This is a genomic window from Spirosoma gilvum (genome assembly GCF_054776815.1).
In genome coordinates this window covers 141,999-164,492 of record NZ_BAAHBH010000015.1, presented here as the reverse complement: position 1 = coordinate 164,492, position 22,494 = coordinate 141,999, and the positions used below count along the sequence as shown (strand labels likewise).

22 protein-coding genes are annotated in these 22,494 nt (G+C 40.2%); 18 read left to right on the top strand and 4 right to left on the bottom strand.

What is annotated here, in order from left to right:
* Positions 1–312: 312 nt before the first annotated feature.
* The 17 genes from ACYVFD_RS31000 to ACYVFD_RS30920 all read left to right on the top strand — a co-directional run bounded on the left by ACYVFD_RS31000 (position 313) and on the right by ACYVFD_RS30920 (position 18,335).
* On the top strand, positions 313–888 hold the full coding sequence (locus ACYVFD_RS31000; RefSeq protein WP_461094496.1) for a helix-turn-helix domain-containing protein: 576 nt from the start codon (positions 313–315) through the stop codon (positions 886–888).
* Between the two features lie 895 nt (positions 889–1,783).
* Complete coding sequence (locus ACYVFD_RS30995) at positions 1,784–2,140, top strand: hypothetical protein (RefSeq protein WP_461094495.1); 357 nt, start codon at positions 1,784–1,786, stop codon at positions 2,138–2,140.
* Between the two features lie 48 nt (positions 2,141–2,188).
* Positions 2,189–2,611, top strand: a complete 423-nt coding sequence (locus tag ACYVFD_RS30990) for a DUF2147 domain-containing protein (protein ID WP_461094494.1) — start codon at positions 2,189–2,191, stop codon at positions 2,609–2,611.
* A 70-nt stretch (positions 2,612–2,681) separates the two neighbouring features.
* Positions 2,682–3,143, top strand: coding sequence for a heavy-metal-associated domain-containing protein (locus ACYVFD_RS30985; protein ID WP_461094493.1), 462 nt, complete (start codon positions 2,682–2,684; stop codon positions 3,141–3,143).
* A 155-nt stretch (positions 3,144–3,298) separates the two neighbouring features.
* Entirely contained in the window at positions 3,299–3,979 is a 681-nt protein-coding gene (locus ACYVFD_RS30980; RefSeq protein WP_461094492.1) for a hypothetical protein, read from the top strand.
* A gap of 63 nt (positions 3,980–4,042) precedes the next feature.
* Positions 4,043–5,416 (top strand): TolC family protein, encoded by a 1,374-nt coding sequence (locus ACYVFD_RS30975; protein ID WP_461094491.1) that lies wholly within the window; start codon positions 4,043–4,045, stop codon positions 5,414–5,416.
* Positions 5,417–5,428: 12 nt separating this feature from the next.
* The gene (locus ACYVFD_RS30970; protein WP_461094490.1) at positions 5,429–6,478 is read left to right on the top strand and encodes an efflux RND transporter periplasmic adaptor subunit; all 1,050 of its coding nucleotides are present in this window, start codon (positions 5,429–5,431) and stop codon (positions 6,476–6,478) included.
* A gap of 17 nt (positions 6,479–6,495) precedes the next feature.
* A complete protein-coding gene (locus ACYVFD_RS30965; RefSeq protein ID WP_461094489.1) occupies positions 6,496–9,579 on the top strand; it encodes an efflux RND transporter permease subunit in 3,084 nt (1,027 codons plus the stop codon).
* 492 nt (positions 9,580–10,071) lie between these two features.
* Positions 10,072–10,710 carry an NAD(P)-dependent alcohol dehydrogenase gene (locus ACYVFD_RS30960; RefSeq protein ID WP_461094488.1) on the top strand — a complete coding sequence of 213 codons (639 nt, stop codon included), beginning with the start codon at positions 10,072–10,074 and terminating at the stop codon, positions 10,708–10,710.
* Positions 10,707–11,027, top strand: coding sequence for a zinc-binding dehydrogenase (locus ACYVFD_RS30955; protein ID WP_461094487.1), 321 nt, complete (start codon positions 10,707–10,709; stop codon positions 11,025–11,027). The genes ACYVFD_RS30960 and ACYVFD_RS30955 overlap by 4 nt, the downstream gene beginning before the upstream one ends.
* A gap of 141 nt (positions 11,028–11,168) precedes the next feature.
* Complete coding sequence (locus ACYVFD_RS30950; RefSeq protein WP_461094486.1) at positions 11,169–11,960, top strand: alpha/beta hydrolase; 792 nt, start codon at positions 11,169–11,171, stop codon at positions 11,958–11,960.
* 1 nt (position 11,961) lies between these two features.
* A complete protein-coding gene (locus ACYVFD_RS30945) occupies positions 11,962–12,543 on the top strand; it encodes a hypothetical protein (protein ID WP_461094485.1) in 582 nt (193 codons plus the stop codon).
* A gap of 96 nt (positions 12,544–12,639) precedes the next feature.
* Positions 12,640–13,962: a multicopper oxidase family protein gene (locus ACYVFD_RS30940; protein ID WP_461094484.1), complete on the top strand. Its 1,323-nt coding sequence runs from the start codon at positions 12,640–12,642 to the stop codon at positions 13,960–13,962.
* A gap of 31 nt (positions 13,963–13,993) precedes the next feature.
* Positions 13,994–14,674, top strand: a complete 681-nt coding sequence (locus ACYVFD_RS30935) for a GNAT family N-acetyltransferase (protein WP_461094483.1) — start codon at positions 13,994–13,996, stop codon at positions 14,672–14,674.
* A gap of 294 nt (positions 14,675–14,968) precedes the next feature.
* Complete coding sequence (locus tag ACYVFD_RS30930) at positions 14,969–15,901, top strand: GlxA family transcriptional regulator (protein WP_461094482.1); 933 nt, start codon at positions 14,969–14,971, stop codon at positions 15,899–15,901.
* On the top strand, positions 15,898–17,076 hold the full coding sequence (locus ACYVFD_RS30925; RefSeq protein WP_461094481.1) for a DJ-1/PfpI family protein: 1,179 nt from the start codon (positions 15,898–15,900) through the stop codon (positions 17,074–17,076). The genes ACYVFD_RS30930 and ACYVFD_RS30925 overlap by 4 nt, the downstream gene beginning before the upstream one ends.
* A gap of 101 nt (positions 17,077–17,177) precedes the next feature.
* The gene (locus ACYVFD_RS30920; protein WP_461094480.1) at positions 17,178–18,335 is read left to right on the top strand and encodes a serine hydrolase domain-containing protein; all 1,158 of its coding nucleotides are present in this window, start codon (positions 17,178–17,180) and stop codon (positions 18,333–18,335) included.
* Between the two features lie 152 nt (positions 18,336–18,487).
* On the opposite strand, the gene ACYVFD_RS30915 is transcribed toward ACYVFD_RS30920, so the two are convergent.
* A complete protein-coding gene (locus ACYVFD_RS30915; RefSeq protein WP_461094479.1) occupies positions 18,488–18,976 on the bottom strand; it encodes a hypothetical protein in 489 nt (162 codons plus the stop codon).
* Between the two features lie 151 nt (positions 18,977–19,127).
* Here ACYVFD_RS30915 and ACYVFD_RS30910 point away from each other — a divergent pair, with 151 nt between their 5' ends.
* Positions 19,128–19,346, top strand: coding sequence for a hypothetical protein (locus ACYVFD_RS30910; RefSeq protein WP_461094478.1), 219 nt, complete (start codon positions 19,128–19,130; stop codon positions 19,344–19,346).
* Between the two features lie 273 nt (positions 19,347–19,619).
* Here ACYVFD_RS30910 and ACYVFD_RS30905 read toward each other — a convergent pair whose 3' ends face one another.
* The 3 genes from ACYVFD_RS30905 to ACYVFD_RS30895 all read right to left on the bottom strand — a co-directional run bounded on the left by ACYVFD_RS30905 (position 19,620) and on the right by ACYVFD_RS30895 (position 22,453).
* Complete coding sequence (locus ACYVFD_RS30905; RefSeq protein ID WP_461094477.1) at positions 19,620–20,162, bottom strand: cold shock domain-containing protein; 543 nt, start codon at positions 20,160–20,162, stop codon at positions 19,620–19,622.
* A gap of 77 nt (positions 20,163–20,239) precedes the next feature.
* On the bottom strand, positions 20,240–20,497 hold the full coding sequence (locus tag ACYVFD_RS30900; RefSeq protein WP_461094476.1) for a hypothetical protein: 258 nt from the start codon (positions 20,495–20,497) through the stop codon (positions 20,240–20,242).
* Positions 20,498–20,584: 87 nt separating this feature from the next.
* Positions 20,585–22,453, bottom strand: a complete 1,869-nt coding sequence (locus ACYVFD_RS30895) for a hypothetical protein (RefSeq protein WP_461094475.1) — start codon at positions 22,451–22,453, stop codon at positions 20,585–20,587.
* Positions 22,454–22,494 lie beyond the last annotated feature (41 nt).

Below are 22,494 nucleotides of genomic sequence, written 5' to 3'. Positions count from 1 at the left end.
GCTCTTACGGTCAAAAAACAAATGCGATGAACCCGTTTTTCATACAGTAAACGTTTGTCCGTTTCTGACACTTGGTTGTCATATATCTGTGCTACACTCACTACATCTTTGTACCATAATAGGTACCACTACATGACTCTCTGGTAGGATGTGGAAAGTAACAGTAGAGAGATTGTATTGGCTATTACAAAGAGACTGACTAGCAGCAAGTGCTGATATGCATCATTCCCATAATTACTATATGGCTTCATCAGTAATGAATCGTGTTGTTTGAAACTAAACTAACTGGTATTTATAAACTAAGTTGACATCATGGAAACAGGCGTATTATCCGTAAAAAATATGGTTTGTCACCGGTGCATACTGGCCGTAGAAAGCCTTTTAGATAAACTGGCAATTCCCTATCAGCAGGTGATTGCCGGTGAAGTCGTTTTAGTGCGGAAACTGATTCCAGAAGAAAATGATCGGTTCGCTGCTCAATTAAGTCAAATAGGGCTTGAACTGATCAATACGAAAGCAACTGGAATGGCTGAGAAAATAAAGCAATTAGTTATCAAGAAAGCCAGAGGAGAAGTAAGTGATCATGAAACTAAGCTAAAACTTTCAACCTACCTTTCGCACCATTTATTCCATGAATACACGTATTTGAGTAACTATTTCTCATCCGTAGAAGGGCGTACAATCGAAAGCTACTTTATTCAGCAGCGCATTGAAAAAGTAAAAGAATTATTGCTCTATAATGAAATGACGCTATCGGCTATCTCATACGAAATGGATTATAGTAGTGTTGCCCACCTCTCTTATCAATTTAAACAAATTACTGGTATTACTCCATCTGAGTTTAAGAAAGCAGGTTCAGGCCACAGAAAATTATTGGATCAAATCTAACAAATAATTATGTAATAGTTTCCCAAACTTATATAACAGCTGGGCATAAATACTCACCTACCTTTGCATTGTTAATCATTTAAAAATAAAAGCACATGAAAACGAAACATCAAGAAATAAGCACAATTATCCAAAAAGAGACGCCAAAATGCGGAAACCCGAATTGTACCTGTGAAGATTGTCAATGCGGTGACAACTGTAATTGTCAGTAGTTGAACAAGTAACAACAAGTAATACTAAACCACTTCTGGTCTAAGTGGTTTAGTATTAAATAAAGGCACGAATAATAATAATTATAGAATATCCATACATACTAATACTATTTATCATAATTACTCATTTACTTATCAATTCAAAATATTATCTAAACATCATTTCTTCTAAATTAAAAATAAAGATCATTAAAAAATACCTCATTTGACATAACAGTTCGCTAAACGGGATATTTAATTAAATATCCCGTTTTTGTGTATAAACTAGTTTAAATGACATTAAGCCATATTTAAAAACAAACTAGTTATAGAAATTAGATCAAATTTCAGCACTTCCTTGTACATCATAAACTAACTTATATGATGCTTCTAAGGGTACTAATTTATTCTAGCCAAGTAAACTAATTTATTTAGTGAGAACAAAATTTAGCCACCAAAAATTTCGAAAGATTTCCCAAAACTTATATAACATTGACTCCGTATTCCTAGCCTACCTTTGTCATGTTAATCAGTTGGAAAAGATATGAAATCAGAAAAACATCCAAATCTGGATACTAGGTTCGATAAGGCGATATATGGAAATATTGGTTGCAACTGTAACGTATATCACTGTAATAGCCCCTTTTTAGTTAATAAAAACAAATAGTTAAACTAACAAAATAGTTAACAAAATTATATTAAAAATGAAAATACTAGTCATTCTAAGCTTCGTTCTGGCAAGCCAACAGATTGCCAATGCTCAATCGGACACGACAAAAATAGAACAGTATTGTCAGGTAGTGGCGAATCGAAATTTCTTTAGTAATAAAGTAGTTATTGATATCGACTTTGGTGAAGAAAAGAGTTTGTTACGCGAATACTGGGTTAAAGAGTATGGTGGGAAAGTACGAAAATTCAACACCATAATTGATGCGCTTAACTTCATGGGAAAAGAAGGCTGGGTTTTTATTAATGCTTTTCCAGTACATATGGCCAATACGGAAGTCTATCATTTTGCCTTTAAGAAAGTAATCAACAAAATAGAGCTACAAAAAAACTAATCAATCCTAGTAAACCAATTGATCATTAATCTCAATAATAACATAAAAATGAAATTAATAGAATTCGCCTGTTTTTTCTCACTTGCCTTTCTATCATTCGTTAGCCAGGTATATGCCCAACAGGAGGCTGACAAAATAATTGGATTGTACTGGAGCCCACAAAAGGATGCCCGAATAGAAATCTATAAAAAAGGTAGTACCTACTTTGGAAAAACGGTATGGGCAGCTATTCCCCGCAAAGATACCCAGAACCCTGACCAGCAATTAAGACAACGGAATCTGCTCGGACTAGATATTCTGACAAACTTCACCTATGAAGACGGGGCCTATAAAGAGGGTAAAGTGTACGATCCCGGTAATGGTAAAACCTATAGTTGTAAAATGACCCTGGATGGCGTAAACCTCAAAGTAAAGGGATACATCGGTATATCGCTACTAGGCAGAACAGAACTTTTCGAGCGAATTCATTAACATCTATTCCGGAAAAAATAGCGACTAACTAAACAAACAAGAAATTAAGATGAAATACTTTTTCTTACTGATGGCTATTGCCTTTGCACAGGTAGCCAGGGCTCAAATCACAAAAGTTAATCTACGCGCTGATGGCTTGACCTGTAGTATGTGTAGTAATGCGATTAATAAGGCGCTTAGAACATTAGATTTTGTGGAGGATGTAAAAGCTGATTTAAAGACGTATTCATTTAGCATTTCCTTTAAACCTGGTAGTTCGATTGATTTTGACCAGATAAAAGACAAAGTGGAAGATGCTGGATTTTTTGTATCAAGTTTTAGCGCTTTTATCACGTTTAATCATGTGCAAATAAAGGCAAAGGAGCCTGTAAAACTTGGCGAAAAAACCTTTTGGTTCACCAACACGGAGGAGCAAACGCTGGATGGTGTTAAAGAGCTAAAAGTGTTGAATAAAGGATTTGTTTCTTCGAAAGAGTTTAAAAAAATCCGTGCCGCAAACCCGGCCCCAGGAAACTATCTGGTTCATATTTAATCCTATCAATAAGTAATTAATCATCTGTCATAAATGAAATATTTATTCTTTTTTTTTCTTTATCCCTATCGTGCCAGGCTCAGGAGTTATTTTCAGTAACGGAGCCCGCGAGTAACCGACCGGCAGGTAGCATCGGAATCCGGATTGATAATTCGATGATGGATGAGATCAATACAACCCGAATAAACTATCACCTGATTCCTGAAGTGATGGTAGGGATTTCCAAAAAACTAATGATAAATGGCTGCCTGTTTTTTAGTAACCGTAGTGAAACGTTTAAAGAGGAAGGTGGATCGGTTTACACTAAGTACCGGTTCCTGAGTAACGATGGATTGCAAAAACATTTCCGAATGGCAATGTATGGTCGAATCAGCTATAACAATAGCGATATTCACCAGGAAGAAATTGACCTGTATGGCCATAATACTGGACTGGAACTGGGACTAATTGCCACAAAATTAGCGCAAAAAGTAGCCATCTCTTCCGGGCTATCGTATGTAAAGGCGTCCGATAACGGGAGTGAGAATCCATTTATTTACGGTAAAGCCAATAGCAAAGTCATTAACTATACATTTTCCATTGGCAAATTGATGCTGCCAAAAGAATACAGGGCCTACAATCAAACCAATCTGAATCTGATGGTGGAGTTCTTAAACCAATTGAATACTGGTTCAGGGAAATATTATATGGACATTGTTCCCTCCTTACAATTAATACTGAACAGCCAGAGCCGGATTGATATCAGTTACCATAGAGAAGTAACGAGTACGATGATTCGAACAGCGCCAAATGGTTTTTTTATCCGATTAGAGCATAATTTTTTTAGTATTTTTTAATCAATGCGCCTTAATAACGGCTCAAAATTTTAATAACCTCTCCTTACTTAACTCTTCTTATTTATGGATTTTCTACTTAGAAGATTACTTCTGATCGTATTGCTATTGCTATTCTGGTTCTACTCGTTTCCTATACAGGCCCAGCAAAATTCATTAGAAAATTATATTGAGTTAGGGCTACGAAATAATGCTGTACTCCAACAAAAAAATAGAGATGTAAAAAAAGCGTGGTACGCATTAAAGACAGCCGAAAGTCTGTTTATGCCGACTATTTCCTTCCAGACTGCTTATCAGAGCGGTGCCGGAGGGAGAAGCATTTCGCTACCGGTTGGCGATCTAATGAATCCCGTGTATACAACCCTTAATCAGTTAACGGGTAGTGAAAAATTTTCAATTATTGCTAACGTAGATCAGGCGTTCCTGCCGACCAATTTTTACGATGCGAAAATCAGAACCATGCTGCCCATTTTTAACCGGGACCTGACCTATAACCGAAGGCTTGAAGCACAAAAATTTGAACTGGAAAAGTTAACGGTAGTAGGCTACAGACAGGAACTGGCAAAGAACATTAAAGTTGCCTATTATACGTATTTCAGTGCGGTAAAAGGGATCGCCATTTACGAAAGCGCCCTAGCACTGGCTACCGAACAGGTACGCACGAATGAGAAGCTGCTGCAAAGCGGGAAAGGACTGCCGTCCTATGTATTGCGTGCTACTAGCGAACTGGAAAGTATCCGCTCCAAAATTACAGAAGCCCAGAAGGCGGCTGAAAATGCAGCTCTGTATGTCAACTTTTTAGTCAATAGGGCTAGCAACGATTCGATTGATCGTGCTGTCGACTGGTCAAAGGAGCTTGATAAAGCCGTTGCGCTACTGCCGTTGACTCCTGATAGCCGCAAGCGCCCTGAGGTTAAACTAGCCGCTGAAGCCCTAAAACTACAGAGCGTTATGCTGAACCTGAATGAATCGTTCTGGTTGCCAAAGCTAAATGGGTTCGTTGATCTAGGCTCTCAAGCTGGCAATTTTGATTTTAATTCAAAATCAAGGTACTATAATGTTGGCTTACAACTGGAGCTTCCGCTATATGCTGGCAAACGGAATCTCTATAAAATCAAACAGGCGCAGCTGGATCAGGAAAAAGCGAAATTGAATCTGGAACAGACAACGCAGCAAGTAGCGCTGACGGCAGCCAGCGCCCAAAATAACCTGACGGCTGTTTATCAACTGTATCAATCGGCGGTAAAACGAGTTGAATCAGCCGCTAGCTACCAGCGATTAATTGAGCGGGGTGTCCAGGAAGGCGTTAATTCGTTCCTGGAAGATATTGATGCCCGGAGTTTGCTCACCACGGCCCAGTTGCAGGCGAATCTGGCTCTTTTCAATGTCCTCATTACAGCCGCTACCCTTGAGCGGGAATCCGGATTAGTAACTTATTAACTTCTTATACTAATGAAAACCAGCTATCTAAATAGTTATCTAGTAGCTCTATCTCTAGTCGTCACGGCCTGTCATCAGTCAAAACCGGCTCCTAAAATCATGACGGATGAAAAAATTCCGGTAAAACTAGTAGCCTTGAAGCCTCAACGGCTACAACAAACCATTCATGCGGCTGGACAATTTACAACGGACGATGAAACATTTCTGTCGTTTAAAACCGGCGGCATCATCAAGCAGGTTTTTGTCAAAGAAGGCGACGCCGTGCGTAAAGGTCAACTCGTGGCTACCTTAAATCTACATGAGATCAATGCCCAGCTTCAGCAGACGAAATTAGCGTATGAAAAATCGTTACGGGATTATAACCGTGCCAGCCATTTATACCGGGATAGTGTTGCCACGTTAGAGCAGGTACAAAACGCTAAAACCGCGCTCGACATTTCGCAGCAGCAGCTGGCCACCATTCAGTTTAATCAAACCTATTCTGAGATCCGGGCAACGGCCAGTGGCTATGTCCTAAAAAAGTTAGCGAATCCGGGCCAGCTCGTGAATGCCGGTGATCCGGTTTTGCAACTTAACGGAGCCCATCAAAGTGCCTGGGTATTAAATGTAGGGGTTAGCGATGCCGAGTGGGGTGCTATTCAAATCGGCAATACGGCGATTATTCAAACGGATGCTTTCCCCGATAAGTCGTTTAAAGCCGTGGTTTCCCGTAAAACGGAAGGCATCGATCCCGCAACCGGCACCTTTACGATTCAACTCCAACTAGCCGGAAATGTGGCTGGACGAGTAGCCTCCGGGCTGTTCGGTAAAGCTGTTATTTACCCTTCTACGAAAGTGGCTTCCTGGGCTGTTCCATATGATGCATTACTGGACGGCGATGCCGGCGAAGCGTATGTGTTTATTTCCAATGATGATAAGACAGCCCTGAAAGTGGCCGTGAAAGTAGGTAGCATTAACGCCGGCAAGGCTACCATTCTCACCGGCTTAGAAGGGGCAAAGGCGTTGATCGTAACGGGCTCTGCTTATTTAAAAGAAGGTGCAGCGATAAAAATTATAAACTAATACGACTAGATCGATCCATGAAACTAGCTGAATACGCCGTAAAGAATTACCAGTTTACGCTGATCCTGTTTTTAATGGTGGTGGCGTTAGGAATCACCACCATTCTAACGATGTCCAGGTCAGAAGATCCGGAAATTGATTTCCCCACCTTTCCCATTGTCGTAGTTTATCCAGGGGCCAGCCCAAAAGACATCGAAGAACTGATCGTCGATCCAATCGAAAAAAAGGTATACGGGTTAGATAATATCAAACAAATCAGAAGCACGACAAAAGATGGCTTGGCGGTTATCGAGGTAGAGTATAAATATAACAGTAATGTCGATGATAAATACCAGGAATTAGTGGGTGAGTTAAATGCACTCCGGACAAAGCTACCCTCTGGTATTGCCCAACTGGAGGTCAAACGAACCCGCCCATCGGATGTCAATATTATTCAAGCCGCCCTGGTATCCGAAAATGTATCGAGGGAAAGCCTGAAAAAGGCAGCCGAAGGCCTTCAAACCGAACTGGAGAAGATTCCCTCCCTGAAAAACATTGAGATCCAGGGACTACCTGAACAACTCGTCCGGGTTGATTTGCAACTGGATAAAATGGCGCAACAGCATATACCCCTCTTAGCCGTAAGCAGTAGCCTGGCGGGTGAGCTGGCCAACATTCCGGGAGGCATTGTGAATGAAGGGACCAAATCATTTAATATCAAAACCAGCAGTACGTATAAAGACATTGAGGAAGTAAAAAACACGATTGTGTATAGTCAGGCGGGAAAGAATGTCTTCCTGAAAGACATCGCCACGGTGTATGCTGATTTTGAACCCATGACTCATATTACCCGGTTAAATAATCATCGTTGCGTCGTTGTCGTGGCGGCCCAGAAAGCGGGAGAAAACATCAGCAAAACCCAAGAGGCCTATCTGCCTGTCATCGAGCGGTATCGAAAAAGCCTGCCCGCTACTATCGATTTGACGCTTTCCTTTGACCAGGCCACCAATGTCAATAAGCGCTTAAGCGGGTTAGGGATGGATTTCTTGTTTGCCATTCTATTAGTCGCTATTACACTAATACCCTTAGGGTTACGGGCAGCGCTAGTAGTTATGATCTCGATTCCCTTATCGTTGGGTATGGGCATTGTGTTCATGAACCTGTTCGGGTTTAATTTAAATCAACTCAGTATTGTGGGGTTGGTCCTTTCGCTGGGTTTGCTGGTTGATGATAGTATTGTGGTGGTTGAAAATATTGAACGGTGGCTACTGGAAGGGCATTCCCGATTAACCGCCATCCTAAAAGCTACTGAGCAAATCGGCATGGCAGTTATTGGCTGCACGGCAACCTTAATTATTGCCTTTTTACCCTTGATGTTTTTACCCGAATCCTCTGGCGACTTTATCCGGAGTTTACCCATGGGGGTCATTACATCCGTGATTGCCTCCCTAATCGTTTCGCTGACCATTGTGCCCTTCTTATCAAATAGTTTACTCAGGCACCATACGGGTCATCCTGAGGGGAATATCTTTATGCGGGGTTTAAAAAAATTGATTGGTGGCAGCTATAGCCGGTTATTGGAAAAAGCACTCCATAAACCAACCCGTACGCTTCTGGTATGTGGGACTATTTTTGTTGGTTCGCTACAGCTAATTCCCAAGATCGGTTTCAGTTTGTTTCCTGCCTCGGAGAAACCCCAATTCCTGATCAATATAAACACTCCCTTACAATCCAACCTGGCGTATACCGATAAGATCACGAACCAGATTGAACAGGATCTACAGCGTATTCCAGATGTAAAATACGTCTCTGCCAATGTGGGTAAGGGGAATCCACGGATCTATTATAACATCATTCAGGAAAATGAACATACCGATTTTGCCCAGCTCTTTATTCAATTAGAGGAAGGCACCAGTCCCGACAGGAAGCTTGCCATTATTGAAAGCCTCCGAAAAAAATATACACCGTATCCTGGCGCTAAAATAATTGTCAAAAACTTCGAGCAGGGACCTCCCATTGTTGCGCCGGTCGAAGTGCGGTTGTTAGGTGAGAACGTGGATACCCTCAGAACCCTGGCCGCCAGAGTGGAAGAGTTATTAATAAACACCAGGGGGACGATTTACGTCAGTAATCCGGTCAAAAATTTAAAAACGGACATTCGCGTTTCGATCAATAAAGAAAAGGCTCGGATGCTGGGGGTACCAACCGTCAACATCGCTCAGGCGGTACGGCTGGCTGTCAACGGAATGGGAGTGGGAACCTTTACCAATGCAAATGGCGATGAGTATCAACTTTTACTCACGACACCCCGGCCCATGTACCCCAATCTGAGCGTATTTCACAATGTATACGTCAATAGCAGTTTGGGCGGGGCCATTCCGTTATCCCAGGTGGCTACTCTGGATATGGTTTCTTCCGCTGTGAGTATCAATCATTTGAATAAAACCCGAACGGTCTCGGTAAACGCCTATGTTGATGAAGGATATCTCACCGATCGGGTGCTTACTGATGTCATGACCCAACTCGATAGAGTCAAACTTCCCAAAGGCTACCGGTATGAAATGGGCGGTGAAGTAGAAAGCCGACACCACTCATTTGGCGGACTAGGCATTATATTGATTATCACTCTGTTCTTATTTATTGCCGCCCTGATCCTGCAGTTTAAAACCTTTAAAAGTACGCTAATTGTCCTTTCGGTTATTCCGTTAGGTATGGTGGGTGCTCTATTGGCTCTGTTTGTAACCGGCAATTCGCTCTCTTTCATTGCCACAGTTGGGATCATCGCTCTGGCGGGTATTGAAGTAAAGAATACCATTCTGCTGGTTGATTTCACCAATCAGCTACGTAAAGATGGCATGTCCCTGGAACAGGCTATCCGGGAAGCTGGCGAAACGCGGTTTCTGCCCATTGTGCTCACGTCCTTGACCGCCATCGGTGGCTTGCTGCCCATTGCGTTCTCCTCCAATCCGCTCGTGGCTCCCCTGGCCATTGTCATGATCGGTGGATTGATCAGTTCAACAGTTTTGTCCCGGATAATAACCCCGGTGGTTTATAAATTGATACCACCTACCGTGAATCAAAAGCAGGAGCAAATTTTTGAGCTGCTTGCTATCGCCGTTTAAATGGGGCTAAAGCTTTCTATTTAATAGGCGTATATAGATTATCGTTATCTGCGGTTATGACTGATTTTGGACATGAAAAATCGATAGATAGCATTGTCCGTTTTTGACATACACTTGTCTGTTAGCTCGTTTCTGTATCCGCTACATTTGCATTAGCTTCATTAAATCAGATGACTTTGAAAATATGGTTGTTTATCATCTCTCCTCACGTTGAACCTGGCAGGCCCGGTTCAGGTGTTCACCGAAACCAAACTTTATGGTTTTGAGGCTGACATTGAAGCGCTGATATCAACCTTGGAAATTGGCTTGGTAATAGCCGAAAATTTGAGGAAGCCGGGCTGAAAAGGAGATTTTGTTATCATCCCCGGATGAGTTTCGACTATGTCAAACCCATGACGACATTTTTCCAGTGGCTAAAGGAATAGAGCAGATCCACCTGCTTCATATAGAGAAAATAGATACAAGAAAAAATATAGATAAAATCTAAAATAAATGAAAGCCATTATTTACATGAAGTACGGAGCTCCAGGAGTTCTACAACTCAAGGAGGTTGAAAAACCGACCGTAAAGGCCAATGAAATCCTTATAAAAGTTAAAGCTACAGCCGTTAATTCAGGCGACTTGCGTTTGCGAGCAGCTAATCCAGTTGGTGTCAGGCTGTTTTTTGGTCTGATAAAACCCAAAAAAAATATACTGGGTGGCGTTTTCTCCGGTGAAATTGAAAAGGTAGGTCCTGAAGTTAGACGTTTCAATGTTGGCGACCAGGTTTTCGGCTCTACCGGGATGAATTTTGGGGCTTATGCCGAATACAAGTGTTTATCAGAAGATGCGGTTTTAGCATTAAAACCAACAACTATTTCTCATCAGGAAGCCGCAGTTATCCCCTTTGGAGGAACGACGGCCTTATATTTTATCCGTAAGGCCAACCTCAAAAGTGGACAAAATGTGCTCATCAATGGCGCATCTGGTGCCGTTGGTACAGCTGCCATCCAACTGGCCAAGTATTATGGGGCGATTGTTACCGCAGTTTGTAGTACGGCAAACATTGATTTGGTAAAATCGTTAGGAGCCGACCAGGTAATCGATTATACAAGAGAGGATTTACCAAAAACGGAGAAACGTACGATGTGATTTATGATACCGTTGGGAAGGTTTCGTTTTCTCGTAGTTTAAAATCGCTCAATAAAAAAGGAATCTTGATTCTGGGTGCCTCTGGATTGACAGAAATGTTTCAGGGAGTATGGACTTCAATGACCACTAACCGGCAAGTAATAACAGGTGTTATACGCCAAAAAGCCGAAGACATTCGATTGCTTAAAGAGCTGATTGAACAGGGCAAACTAAAATCGGTCATAGATCGTACGTTTTCTTTGGAACAAATGGTCGAAGCCCACCAGTATGTTGAAAAGGGACATAAAAAAGGGAATGTGGGTATTGTCTTAGCCTGATAATTCTGTCAATTGCTCCGTAAAATTTACAGCTATGCAGGACCGTTTACGTGGCTTTTTGAGCTATTTATCAGATTATAAATCTATTAATTAACCATGATTTAATTCTTCAATTAGTGACTTAATAAATAAAAAAACACCATGAAAATAGTTTATATTTTAATAGTCTTATTCCTATTAAGTAGTTGTAGAAAGGAAACAATCGATCCTGCTTACTTTAAGCAATTTGCAATTTCCTCTTTGCAGACGGGTCGTACTTATAATATAACAGTGCAGTTGCCAGAAGATTATTCAATTTCATCTAAACCGTATCCCAGCATGTACGTTCTAGATGCAAAACAGGACGATAATTTTGTTGGCAAAATTTGTAAAAAAATAAGTGCAGAATATAATACGCAGAACGTAATTGTAATAGGTATAAGATACAATCAATCAGATGACCGGGCGATCGATTATACGCCTACTGAAACAAGTTATGGAAAGGGAGGAAGCCTATTATTTATGAATTTCATAAAAAGAGAACTCATTCCGGCGATACAAAAAGCGTATAATGTTGACACGCTTCGTGCTAATCGGATAATCATTGGCCATTCATTTGGAGGGTTATTAGGGGCGTATGCCTTTACAAAACATAACGAAGTATTTGGAAATTATCTTTTATTAAGTCCATCCCTGTTTTATGATAAATCAGTAATTCTGAAATACGAGCAGGAAGAAAGAGAACGTATAAAATCAACGTCACAGTTAGTTTTTATTGGTGCTGGTAGTACAGAAAACGGGCTACTTCCTGCTAACAATCTTTTATTTGAACGCTTAAAAAGCTTTTACCCTTTTACTAAATCAACTTTTGAATTAGTACCTGGTCTTGGCCATATGTCATCAAAGAACACTGATATTGAAAATGCAATAAATTATTATTATAAAAACAGATAAGATGAAACGATTACTACTGATTGTATTATTCTTTGTTTGTCTGCAGTTTGGGTATGCGCAAACAAGAAATGATCCAGCAAACTATCCTTATGGAAAATTTACAGTTGCGCCTGGCCTCGGCACACATTTAATGTCTATTATGGGTGCACCTAATGCGCAAGTATCAAATCTCTTGCAATACAACATTTACAAAAGGATTAGCCTGGTATCTTATATCTCTTTCTCTTATGGATTTCCAAACAATCGTATAGTAGATGTTCAACAGCATTATAGCTATTCAATAGATAAAAAATTTGGTTTTGGAACGTCATTATTTACAAAAAAAGGGTCCAATAGTTTTTACCTTCTGGCCGGAGTAAAGTACGACAGTTATTCTGGTACCTTAAGCAATGAGCAACTACCTGAAACCATTACAACTAAAACGAGCAGTTTCACGGTAGACTATGGCATTATGTATAATCTAAGGCTGGGCAGAAATAAATATTTCATGAGTACCAGGCTCTATATTCCGCTAAAGGATGGGTTAGCTGGAATGAGCGAAAATGCAAATCTGGAATTAGGTGTGGGTATAAGGATAAGATAAAAAACGCCACCAGGTTGGGCTTACAGATCGTTGCAACTTTCAGTGGGTATCCTAATACAATAAATACAATAACGTATAGAGCTAATTAAATTTAGTATGAAAAAAAATCAAGTGCACTTCCACCTAACCGCCAGTGAATTTATATGGCCGATTAATACAGATAAGGCGATAAATGTCTGGGGCTTCAATCAAAGTTTGCCAGGTCCGATATTAAAAGCCAAAAAAGGTGACGAACTAATCGTTCATATAAAGAATACCCTGTCTGAACCAACTCTCATTCACTGGCACGGTATACGATTACCGGCCAGTATGGATGGGACGGGTGAAGTCCAGAAGCCAATACAACCCAATGAAAGTTTTGAGTACCGGTTTGTGGTACCCGATGCGGGTACATTCTGGTACCACTCGCATGTTAACGAAACCGTGCAGATGGAGCGGGGCATGTACGGAGCACTCATCGTGGAAGACGACACAGATCCCGTGGTGGACGCCGACCGGGTATTTATGCTCGATGACATGAAGCTTACTGCGGGGAATGAATTTTCCAACCCTGGTTGGTTTGTCCCCCGCATTATTGAAAGGCACGACGGCCGGGAAGGGGATACGTTGTTGATCAACGGGCAGGAAAACCCGACCCTGCAAATCCATGCCGGCCAAACTGAGCGCTGGCGATTTGTTAATGCGGCCAGTGCACGCTATATCCGCCTGCACCTGGGCGGGCGTCAGTTCCGAATTATTGGTACCGACGGTGGACTGCTCGAACACCCGCAGACGGCTACGGAAGTCCTGATTACGCCCGGAGAACGTATAGATATGGTCGTTGGGCAATTTGCCGAAGGCGATTCTTTTCAGATCGGCTCGCATCCCTACGACCGTATGACGTTCCTCAAAGCCAAATCCCAAACGTTCGGGACGGTGCAGGTTACCGAGCCAAGACCTTCTTTGGCCCATATTCCCGATCATCTGTGCAACATTGAGCCCCTGGCTCCGCAGCAGGCCCAACCAAACCGGCAGGTAAGACTGGCGGTGGGTTTCAGCCTTACCAACGGCATGAACTTCCTGGTCAATGGTGGGATGCACGTCCAGGACAAACCTGTGGTGGTTGGAGAGCTTCAGGTATGGGAAGTCACTAACCTAAGCCTCATGGATCACTCTTTCCACCTGCACGGGTTTTTCTTTCAGGTGATAGAAGAAAACGGAAAAGCGCCCGCCTACCGGGCGTGGAAGGATACCTACAACCTCACTCCCCGGACTTCCATCAAAATCGCCTGGATGCCCGACAACCGTCCGGGAACCTGGATGTACCACTGTCATATACTCGAACATCATGCTGCCGGAATGATGGCTAATTTCCAGGTAGTCGATGACTCCTTTTTTGCCTCAGGTTTATCGGAAACACCCTCCCATTCGGGCCACTAAACCAACTCATCCTGACGGCTGATTTACCACTATGCTTTATCTATTTTCTTACCCAACCCAGATGTTTCCCCTTTCGGCCCTTTCCGGGTTGGAAATCAGGGAAAGTTACGATCCTCAATTGATGTCCGAAATTGGTGAAATTTCCCTAACCGAGGCCATTTCTCGATTCGATGCATATCACAAAGCGTACGTGGCCTTTCTGGATTGCGTACCGGCAGCATTTGGCTGGGTCGCCACTCAAAACGCCCGCATTGGTGAACTGGACTATACCTTTAGGCTACCCGACAAACACCGGTACTTGTGGAATTTCCGAACCCTGAAGGATTTTCGGGGGCGCGGGATTTATCCGCATCTGCTGCAACACATTCTCAAAGCTGAGCAGCCTCAAACTACCCATCAATGGATCATGCATGCTCCCGAGAACGAAGCCTCACTTCGCGGAATTCAAAAAGCTGGCTTTCGACTGATGGGGCAGGTATCGGTCATCAACGGCTGCGAGCTGATTTTTACTCCTGATCGTATACTGTTGCCGCTCAACGATGTACTAGATACATTCGGATTCAAAAAATCAGAAGCAATGCCAGCCTCCTGCTGGAATTGTAGCAGCCCATACCTTAAAAAGCGGCAAGTAGACTGTTGTTGCGTATCTAAAAACAAGACCTGTACCCGTAACATATATACGGAAAAACAGGATGCTGCCTATTTTCTCTGAAAGCTATAGCATAGCCATTCTGAATTTGGTTAGCTTGTCCTCATTTGACCGATTATAGTCTGGAATGTGCTTTTGTTCCGATCTACCTTTGTCTTATCGAATTCAGGCCAAACGCATGAACTAGATAGCTAAGTTAAAACTGGCATTTTAGCCTATACAATAGGGGGTATCAAAGTCTTGCAGGTATCGATTTTATCTAGAACAGGGTTGTTACACTGCCGAAAAGAACTACGATCTCGTAGAAAACTTCATTCATGCATTTGCCTTATATCGAATTAAGTTAGCACAAACAGTATGAAAAAATTCGCTTTTATCATCCCTCCCTTTGTAGAAATGCTTGACCTGGCGGGACCGGTACAGGTATTTACCGAAGCAAGATTCAACGGCTACGAATTAGCACTTGAATACTATTCCTATAAGGATGAAATCACCAGCACTTCCGGAATTCCTTTTTACAATATGAAAAATTATAAAGAGGCCTCTCTTGGTGAAGGAGATTATGTTTTTGTCCCTGGTATGGATAATAAGTATGTCAGTAGTCTGGCTTTTAAAGGAGAACGGGAATTTTTTAATTGGTTAAAAACCTGTGCTGACAATAAGGTATTTGTCTGCTCAATCTGTAATGGGGCTTTTGCATTAGGTCATGCCGGTTTATTAAAAGATACGGAATGTACTACCCATTGGCGACGAGTTGACGAAATGCAGGCAGAATTCCCAACGGCGAAAGTACTCTCCAATATTCTTTTCAAAAAAAGTAATAGCATTTATACGAGTGCCGGTATCAGTGCAGGCATTGACCTTGCGCTATCTATACTTGAAGAAATAAAAGGGGCTCTCTTCACACATAAGGTCGCCAGAGGGCTGGTCGTTTACCATCGGCGAAGTCAAAACCATACCCAAAAAAGTATTTACCTCGATTACCGGAATCACATTCATCCCAGTATCCATATGGTTCAGGACCATTTGATAGACCATCTGTCGGATGAGAATTCAATAGATGATTTAGCCGAATTGGTAGCCATGAGCCCACGGAATTTAAGTCGTGTGTTTAAAGAAAAGACGGGTACAACGATCCTGGAATACCTGACGCTCCTTCGCCTGGAATTTGCCAAAACGATGCTGAATAATCCAGATTTTACAATTGAATATATAGCCTCAAAATGTGGGTTTAAAACGGCCCGGCAATTACAACGAATCTTAAAAGCATCTAAAAATAAATCGATATGAAAACGATAAAAATCCTTAAAGTCACCCTATTCATTACCGCTATTTCTATATTCCTTTTCAATGCTTGTGCCCCGCTACGAGAATTTGGGACCATGCCAGCCTATCAAGGGACGAATACATTTACCTATACCCCTCCCGCTTATGATCCGGGAAAGAAAACAGTAGCCATCCTGGCCAATAATGACGGCACGGAGTTGTTTGACATGATGGCCCCTTTTTACCTGTTTAATGCCACCCAGAAAGCAAACGTTTACCTTATCGCCCAAAAGAAATCCCCCATTATAGTGAAAAAAGGGTTGTTTGTGCTGCCACAGTCGACGTTTGCTGAAATGGATTCAATGGATATACATCCCGATGTGATTGTTATTCCTTTTTTATCGGCTGCGGACTCGCTACATCAAGATCCTGTGATTATTAATTGGATCAGAAAACACTATACGGCTAATGTGAAGATCCTGTCGGTTTGTGACGGCTCTGCTACTGCGGCTGCTACCGGGATTTTCGACGGGAAACCGATTACGGCTCATGCCTCAGATTATGAAGGGATAAAAGCGCATTTCAGTAAACCGGTATGGGTAAAGAATATCGGTGTGGCCAATGAGGGGAATCTATACAGCACGGCCGGTGTGTCCAATGCAACTGATGGAGCCCTAACGGTGATCGATAAATTATTTGGGACAGATATCATGCGAAACGTTAGTAAGGATGTTAGCTACCCCCATCCATTCCCCCAAAAACAGCACCAAAGCCAAACGTTCACGTTTAGCGATAAAGTGGCTGTCGGCAAGAAACTTATATTAAGTAGAAATAAACGAGTTGGCGTACTACTCCAGGATGGCATAAACGAATTTTCGTTGGCTGCGATTATGGATACCTATAATCGGACATTCCCTAAATCAATTGAAAGCTTTTCCATGGGTGACCAGCCTATAAAAACCAAATATGGGTTAACCCTTATTCCTACTGGGACACTCAATAAAACCGATTTAGATGAGCTGCACGTTATTACTTCTCATTCATTCCCCGGAAATCAGATAGCCTTTCGATCGGCTAAACTCATCAAGTATGATAGTTCTCAAAAGGACTACATCATTGATGTTTGTCTTCAAAAAATCCAGTTAGCCTATGGTCGAAAATTTGAAAATGTAGTGAAACTAATGCTTGATTACAATTAAGGAATTGTATGCTTTCGACAATACACTATCAAATTCCTTTACTCAAATTCATTTCTTGTAATTTATTAAATCTATAATTTTTAGTTAAAAATCAACTAGTCATGTATCGTATTATTGGGTTTATTTTTCTCATATCCGTAATCTCCTGCACAAAAGAGATAATTAATCCGAAAAACTATGGTTACACAATACCTCAGGCAATTGAAGATAACATACCTGTTCGCGATATTAATTTATACAACCTTGACACAACGCTATTAGCCAAACTTACCAAAGACCTCATCGATGAGGCTATTTACAATGTTCATAGTGTTTTAATATACAAGGATGGCGCCTTATTTTATGAAAAATATTTTTACGGCAAAGATGAGAAACATGGTAAGAACTTAGGCATAATACAGCATAGTTGTGCTGATTTACACGATGTTAGAAGTATTTCAAAGAGTGTTGTGTCTGCTTGTATAGGTATAGCCATTCGTAAAAGACTCATTAAGGATGAAAACGAGCCACTAAAAAATTTCTTCCCCGAAATCTGTAAGAATGATAATGAAAAGTCAAAAATTACGATAAAAAACCTTTTAACTATGTCGAGTGGGCTTTGCTGGAAAGAAATTGGCAATTATAACAGCCTACTAAATGATGAAACTAAAATGGATTTAAGTTTTAATCCAATCAGGTTTGTCGTAGACAAGCAACTGATAAATGCCCCAGGTAGTAGCTGGAATTATAGTGGTGGCAATACACAAGTGTTAGCCGAAATCATTAAAAAAGTAAGTGGAAAAAACATCTACGAATTTGCTACTGAACATCTATTCCAACCTTTAGGTATCAATCAATCTGAATGGATTAACCTGACCATGAAAAAAATTCCAGCGGCCGCTTCAGGCTTACGACTTACATCTCGCGATTTATTAAAGGTAGGAATAACCTATAAAGACAATGGCACCTTTAATAATACGCAGGTTTTAGACAGTGCTTGGGTTACTAAGAGTATGGCAAAACAAATAGAGCGACCCGACTTCACAAACCTAAACCTAGAGAATGGCGGCTATGGGTACCAATTCTGGACCTATGATTTTACGATAAAAAACAATGCGTTGAAGGTAGTTGAGGCAAAAGGGAACGGCGGACAATCGATATTTATTTGCCGACAATTAAATTTAGTAGCTGTTATAACAGCCGGAAACTATGGTAAACTAAATGGTAATAAAATACCCTATCAGATACTGAAAGAGTATATTTTGCCTGCCCTCTTATAAACCTGTCAGCCACCATCAACTGTATTGCGATAGCTGAGATACTATTTATCTATTGCCTCTACAGTTACTACCCGTAGTAAACAGACTTATAGCAATGTGGTTTAGTAAATAAAGAATATAGAAAAGCCCTGGTTGAACAGGGCTTTTCTGCTTTATTCGGCTACTGAGACCTGCTTAGGCTTTCGGCCTCGTGGCTTACCAGTGTAAGGTAGCTTGACAGCCGTTGCTTCAGGAGCTACTTTTAGTTCAAAAGCGGTCGTGGCTTCATATTCGAAAAGACGAACCGTAAAGTCGTATTTAGTTTTGGTGAAATCAACTCCACTCTTTTTTAGGATAAAAGGTAAGGCCAACGTATAACTTTTAGCCGCTTTCTGGAAGGCAAAAGTGCCCTCATCCATACTGCTTGGTACTAAATACAACGATTTGGCTTTGCGCTTGCCCTCGTCCATACCTACTTTGAAGGATGTCTTGTCCAGATCGACTCCTAATTGAGCCACGGTCTTGGCCGGCAAAACGAGTTTTCCTGCTGTGGAGACGTAACCGGTTAACTTTAAATTAGCTGGCTTAGAGGCTTTTTCTAGCTTGGACGTAGACTGTTGATTCTCAGTGGGCGAAAAAAAACGGATTTTGGCTGCTTTCATTTACTTGAGGTTAATACTTTTATTAGTAGCAAAGGTAGGCAATAAAACCAGGCTTACTGGTCAATACGCTGGTTTACCGGTAGTTTGGTACCGTAGCTTTTCACAACAGATCCCAACCTATTGAGTAGCCCGCTAGCTAATCCAGTAATTCATGAAGAAAAACCACGAGTTCAAAGTCGATGACTTGGTAACGCTAATTGATCGGAAGGCTGCTCAGGAATTAGCGGCGGCTAACCCTGAAATTGATTGGCCTGTCCCCGTGATCAGCCAATATGGTCAGCGGGTACACTGCTGGAATAGTCAACGACGCGAATTTACCATCACTCTCAGAGTGACTGAGATTAAGAAAGTTGATTCAAAGACAGGTTAATACACAAGTAAGCTGGAATGGGACAGTTAATATATGAATTAGCTTACACCCCTTTCCAATTAAAGAATCAATCCGTAGGCATCGGGATTAAATCGATAGTTAGATTGTCTCTCTGTGCATCAATAAGCGTTCAGGTGACCAGAGTTTTCGTGAACGATTGCCACAATGAGTATTCTAGAGTTAACTATTTTACTTAGAACACTTTACGAATTCATTAAATAAAATTTAATGGCCATTAATTGGACGAAAATTGATACCGTAAAATGACGTCTTTTACAAGACAAAAATGTTCTGGGCTTTCGGACCTTTGGAAGAATCTTTTATATCAAATTCAACTAAAGCGCCAGGTATAGGAAGTATGTTATTGATAAGCTCTTCTGAATGAAAATATATGTCTTTATTATCATCAGTAGTTACAAACCCAAAGCCTTTTTCAGTACTGTACCACCTAATAACACCTTTCTCTCTACTTATTAAGTTTTTATGTAATAAGGTCTTTACAATTAAACTAATAGCATGAGAAAATTCAATGTTGAAGAACTCTCGATCAGGCCTTAATCTAAAAGGTTTTAAAACATCAAATATTTCACTTTCTGCAATTTTTGAATTTTTCACTTTAAATATTTTCCTAGCTGAGTAAGGATGCAGTACACCTGTAGCAGAATTTATTTCTTTAACTCTTTGTGTAACACTCCTGCTAGTCATACCGATTTTCAAAGTTTTAGGAAATTCTCTTGTAGAAAGAATGTAAATAAACTCACCCTCAAATTTAATATTTTGAACGTTATTTAAATAGTTCAATAAATAATCTTTCAATCTGAAATTTATTAATTTGTCTTTTACTTCATTGGCCTCTACCCATTGTTTTTCCTTTATATTTACTCTAAAATCTATTAATATTTTACAATATTTGCTGAGTTGCCATTTAATGGTGGTCCTAATTTTTCGTAAACTGTAAACCAATCCCACTGATCTTGCTTAAGACCTCTACTAAACATGCCCTTAAGTTCAGAAATATACTCAATATTTACTTCTTCTAAAGAAATCATGCTTGTGATTACTTGTAACATATGATTGGCAGCACCGTTGTATCTAGCGCCCATCACTACAGAGATAGGTGCCATACCAAATCCCCATTTTGCAATAACCATATTTTTGAATATTATTTTAATAAGTAGCAAAAACCTGCATTTAATATATGCGAATTAATAATTCTATTTTTTAATATAAAACTTAGTTTAATCTAAATCGCTTAATTTTTTTTCAATTTCTTCTTTTTGCTTTTGTAGTTTCATTTTATACTCCTCTTTTGCGATAATGTTTTTTCTTATCACATTATCATTCGCTTTTTTATAATTATAATCTAGTCGTATTGTTAACTCATCTTTATAGGCCATAAATGGTTCAAATAATTGGTGGTATGCCCTTCCAATAGCTCCACTAAATAACATTAGTCCAGGTTGGTGTTTTGTCAGTCCTGAAGCTATTATCTGTTGTTTAGCAATTCCTGGGTAAGGGTCAATATAATATACTCTTTTAATTCCTAATTGATAAGCTTTTTTCGAGCATAATTCGCATGGTGAAGCTGTTGTAAATAAGTAACTCCCTTTTAGACCTTCCCCACCATACTTCGAGATTTGCAACATCGCATTTTCTTCAGCATGAAGTGAACGTGTATGAACTTGGTTTTTCTCCCCTTCTATACAATTCTGCCCCTCTTTGAAACAAAAAGAATTATTCCTTCCTTTAAGCTTTTGTACTCGTTCCAGTTTTTTGTCTTCTGTTTGAGGGTAGGCCTCTTCTAAAACTTCCCTTATTTTACCAGATTTTTCGTAATCACTAAAGGCCTCCTTATCTGAGTTACTTAATAGGTCATTTACGTTACGTAACAAACATGGAGTTTGACCTTCAGCAGTGTTGTTCCAACCAATAGACTTAATTGAAAACGAATCATCAGTTATTACTGCTCCGACTTGTCTAGAGATACAACCGGAGTTATACTTTGCAGTGTATGCTATCTGCATGCATCTTTCCTCTGGTGTAGGTGTTATTACACCAGGTTGTAAAAACAAAGCTAGATAGCGAATCAAACTTCGTTTCATTGTTTCCTTAATGTCTCCCTCAGTTGATGAGTCAGTTGGGTTATAAATATAGATGTCTGAGGCTTGAATGCAACTTTTGATATCCTGCTTATAGAACAGTTCGTGCGCCTTTACATTAGCATCGTACTCTTGATCTAATCTTTCAAGCTCAGAATAGTTATACTGTGAAAGGCGTTTACGTCTGTGCTCATTTTCTGTATTAATAGCGAAAAGATAGAAAGCTGAATATCGCTCTTTAAAGAAAAAAGCTTCTAGAGAATTCCTAATTGAATCTATTACTATTAACGTATTCTTGCCGTCTTTTTTATTTTTATTTCTTATTGTTTTAATAAGCTTGTTGATTATCTTAGGGATTTTATAGCAATCTTCAGATAAAGTATCACTTTCTAACGCATTTCCTGATTTTCTTATATTATCGCCGAAATACTGATACGGGGACGCTTTTTCATCGCTTTTTAAATGCTCAAAGAAAATAGATTTTAGTGCTTCAGAAAACTTTGTCAACCGCTCTCCTTCGAAATAAAATTTATATGCTAATTCTTTTTTCCTTTCAAGATCATCTTGATTAGCAGTTTTATCATCAATTATTTTTAATTCTATTCTAGCATTGTGGAGATTATTATATTCATCACAAATTTTTACATTACCATGTGGTTGGTCAAATAATTGTGTTATTACATCGATGTTCTTTCCGTATTGATTTGATAGAAAATTCATCAAATCAGTCAAGTTATTTTCTAGTAAAATAGATGTAATAATGTCACTAGCACGTATAAGTATAAAAGGTGTCCAGTTTGCTTCCATTATATTATAAACTATCCGATATTTTCTTTCTTCATTACTATTATAATCACGATTTTTTGGTATGGGAAATTTGCAGTCTGTAAAATTTGTTTCTGTTAAAATTTTTGCCACAGTCGTGCAACCTGATCCTAGTCTGCCAGTTAGGCCAATTACTAAAAAATTGTTCCTTTGCTTATAAAGATTGTCTAAAGAATTGTTCATAATAAATTATGCGATGCGAATAGTGAAATCTAATCTTCTTC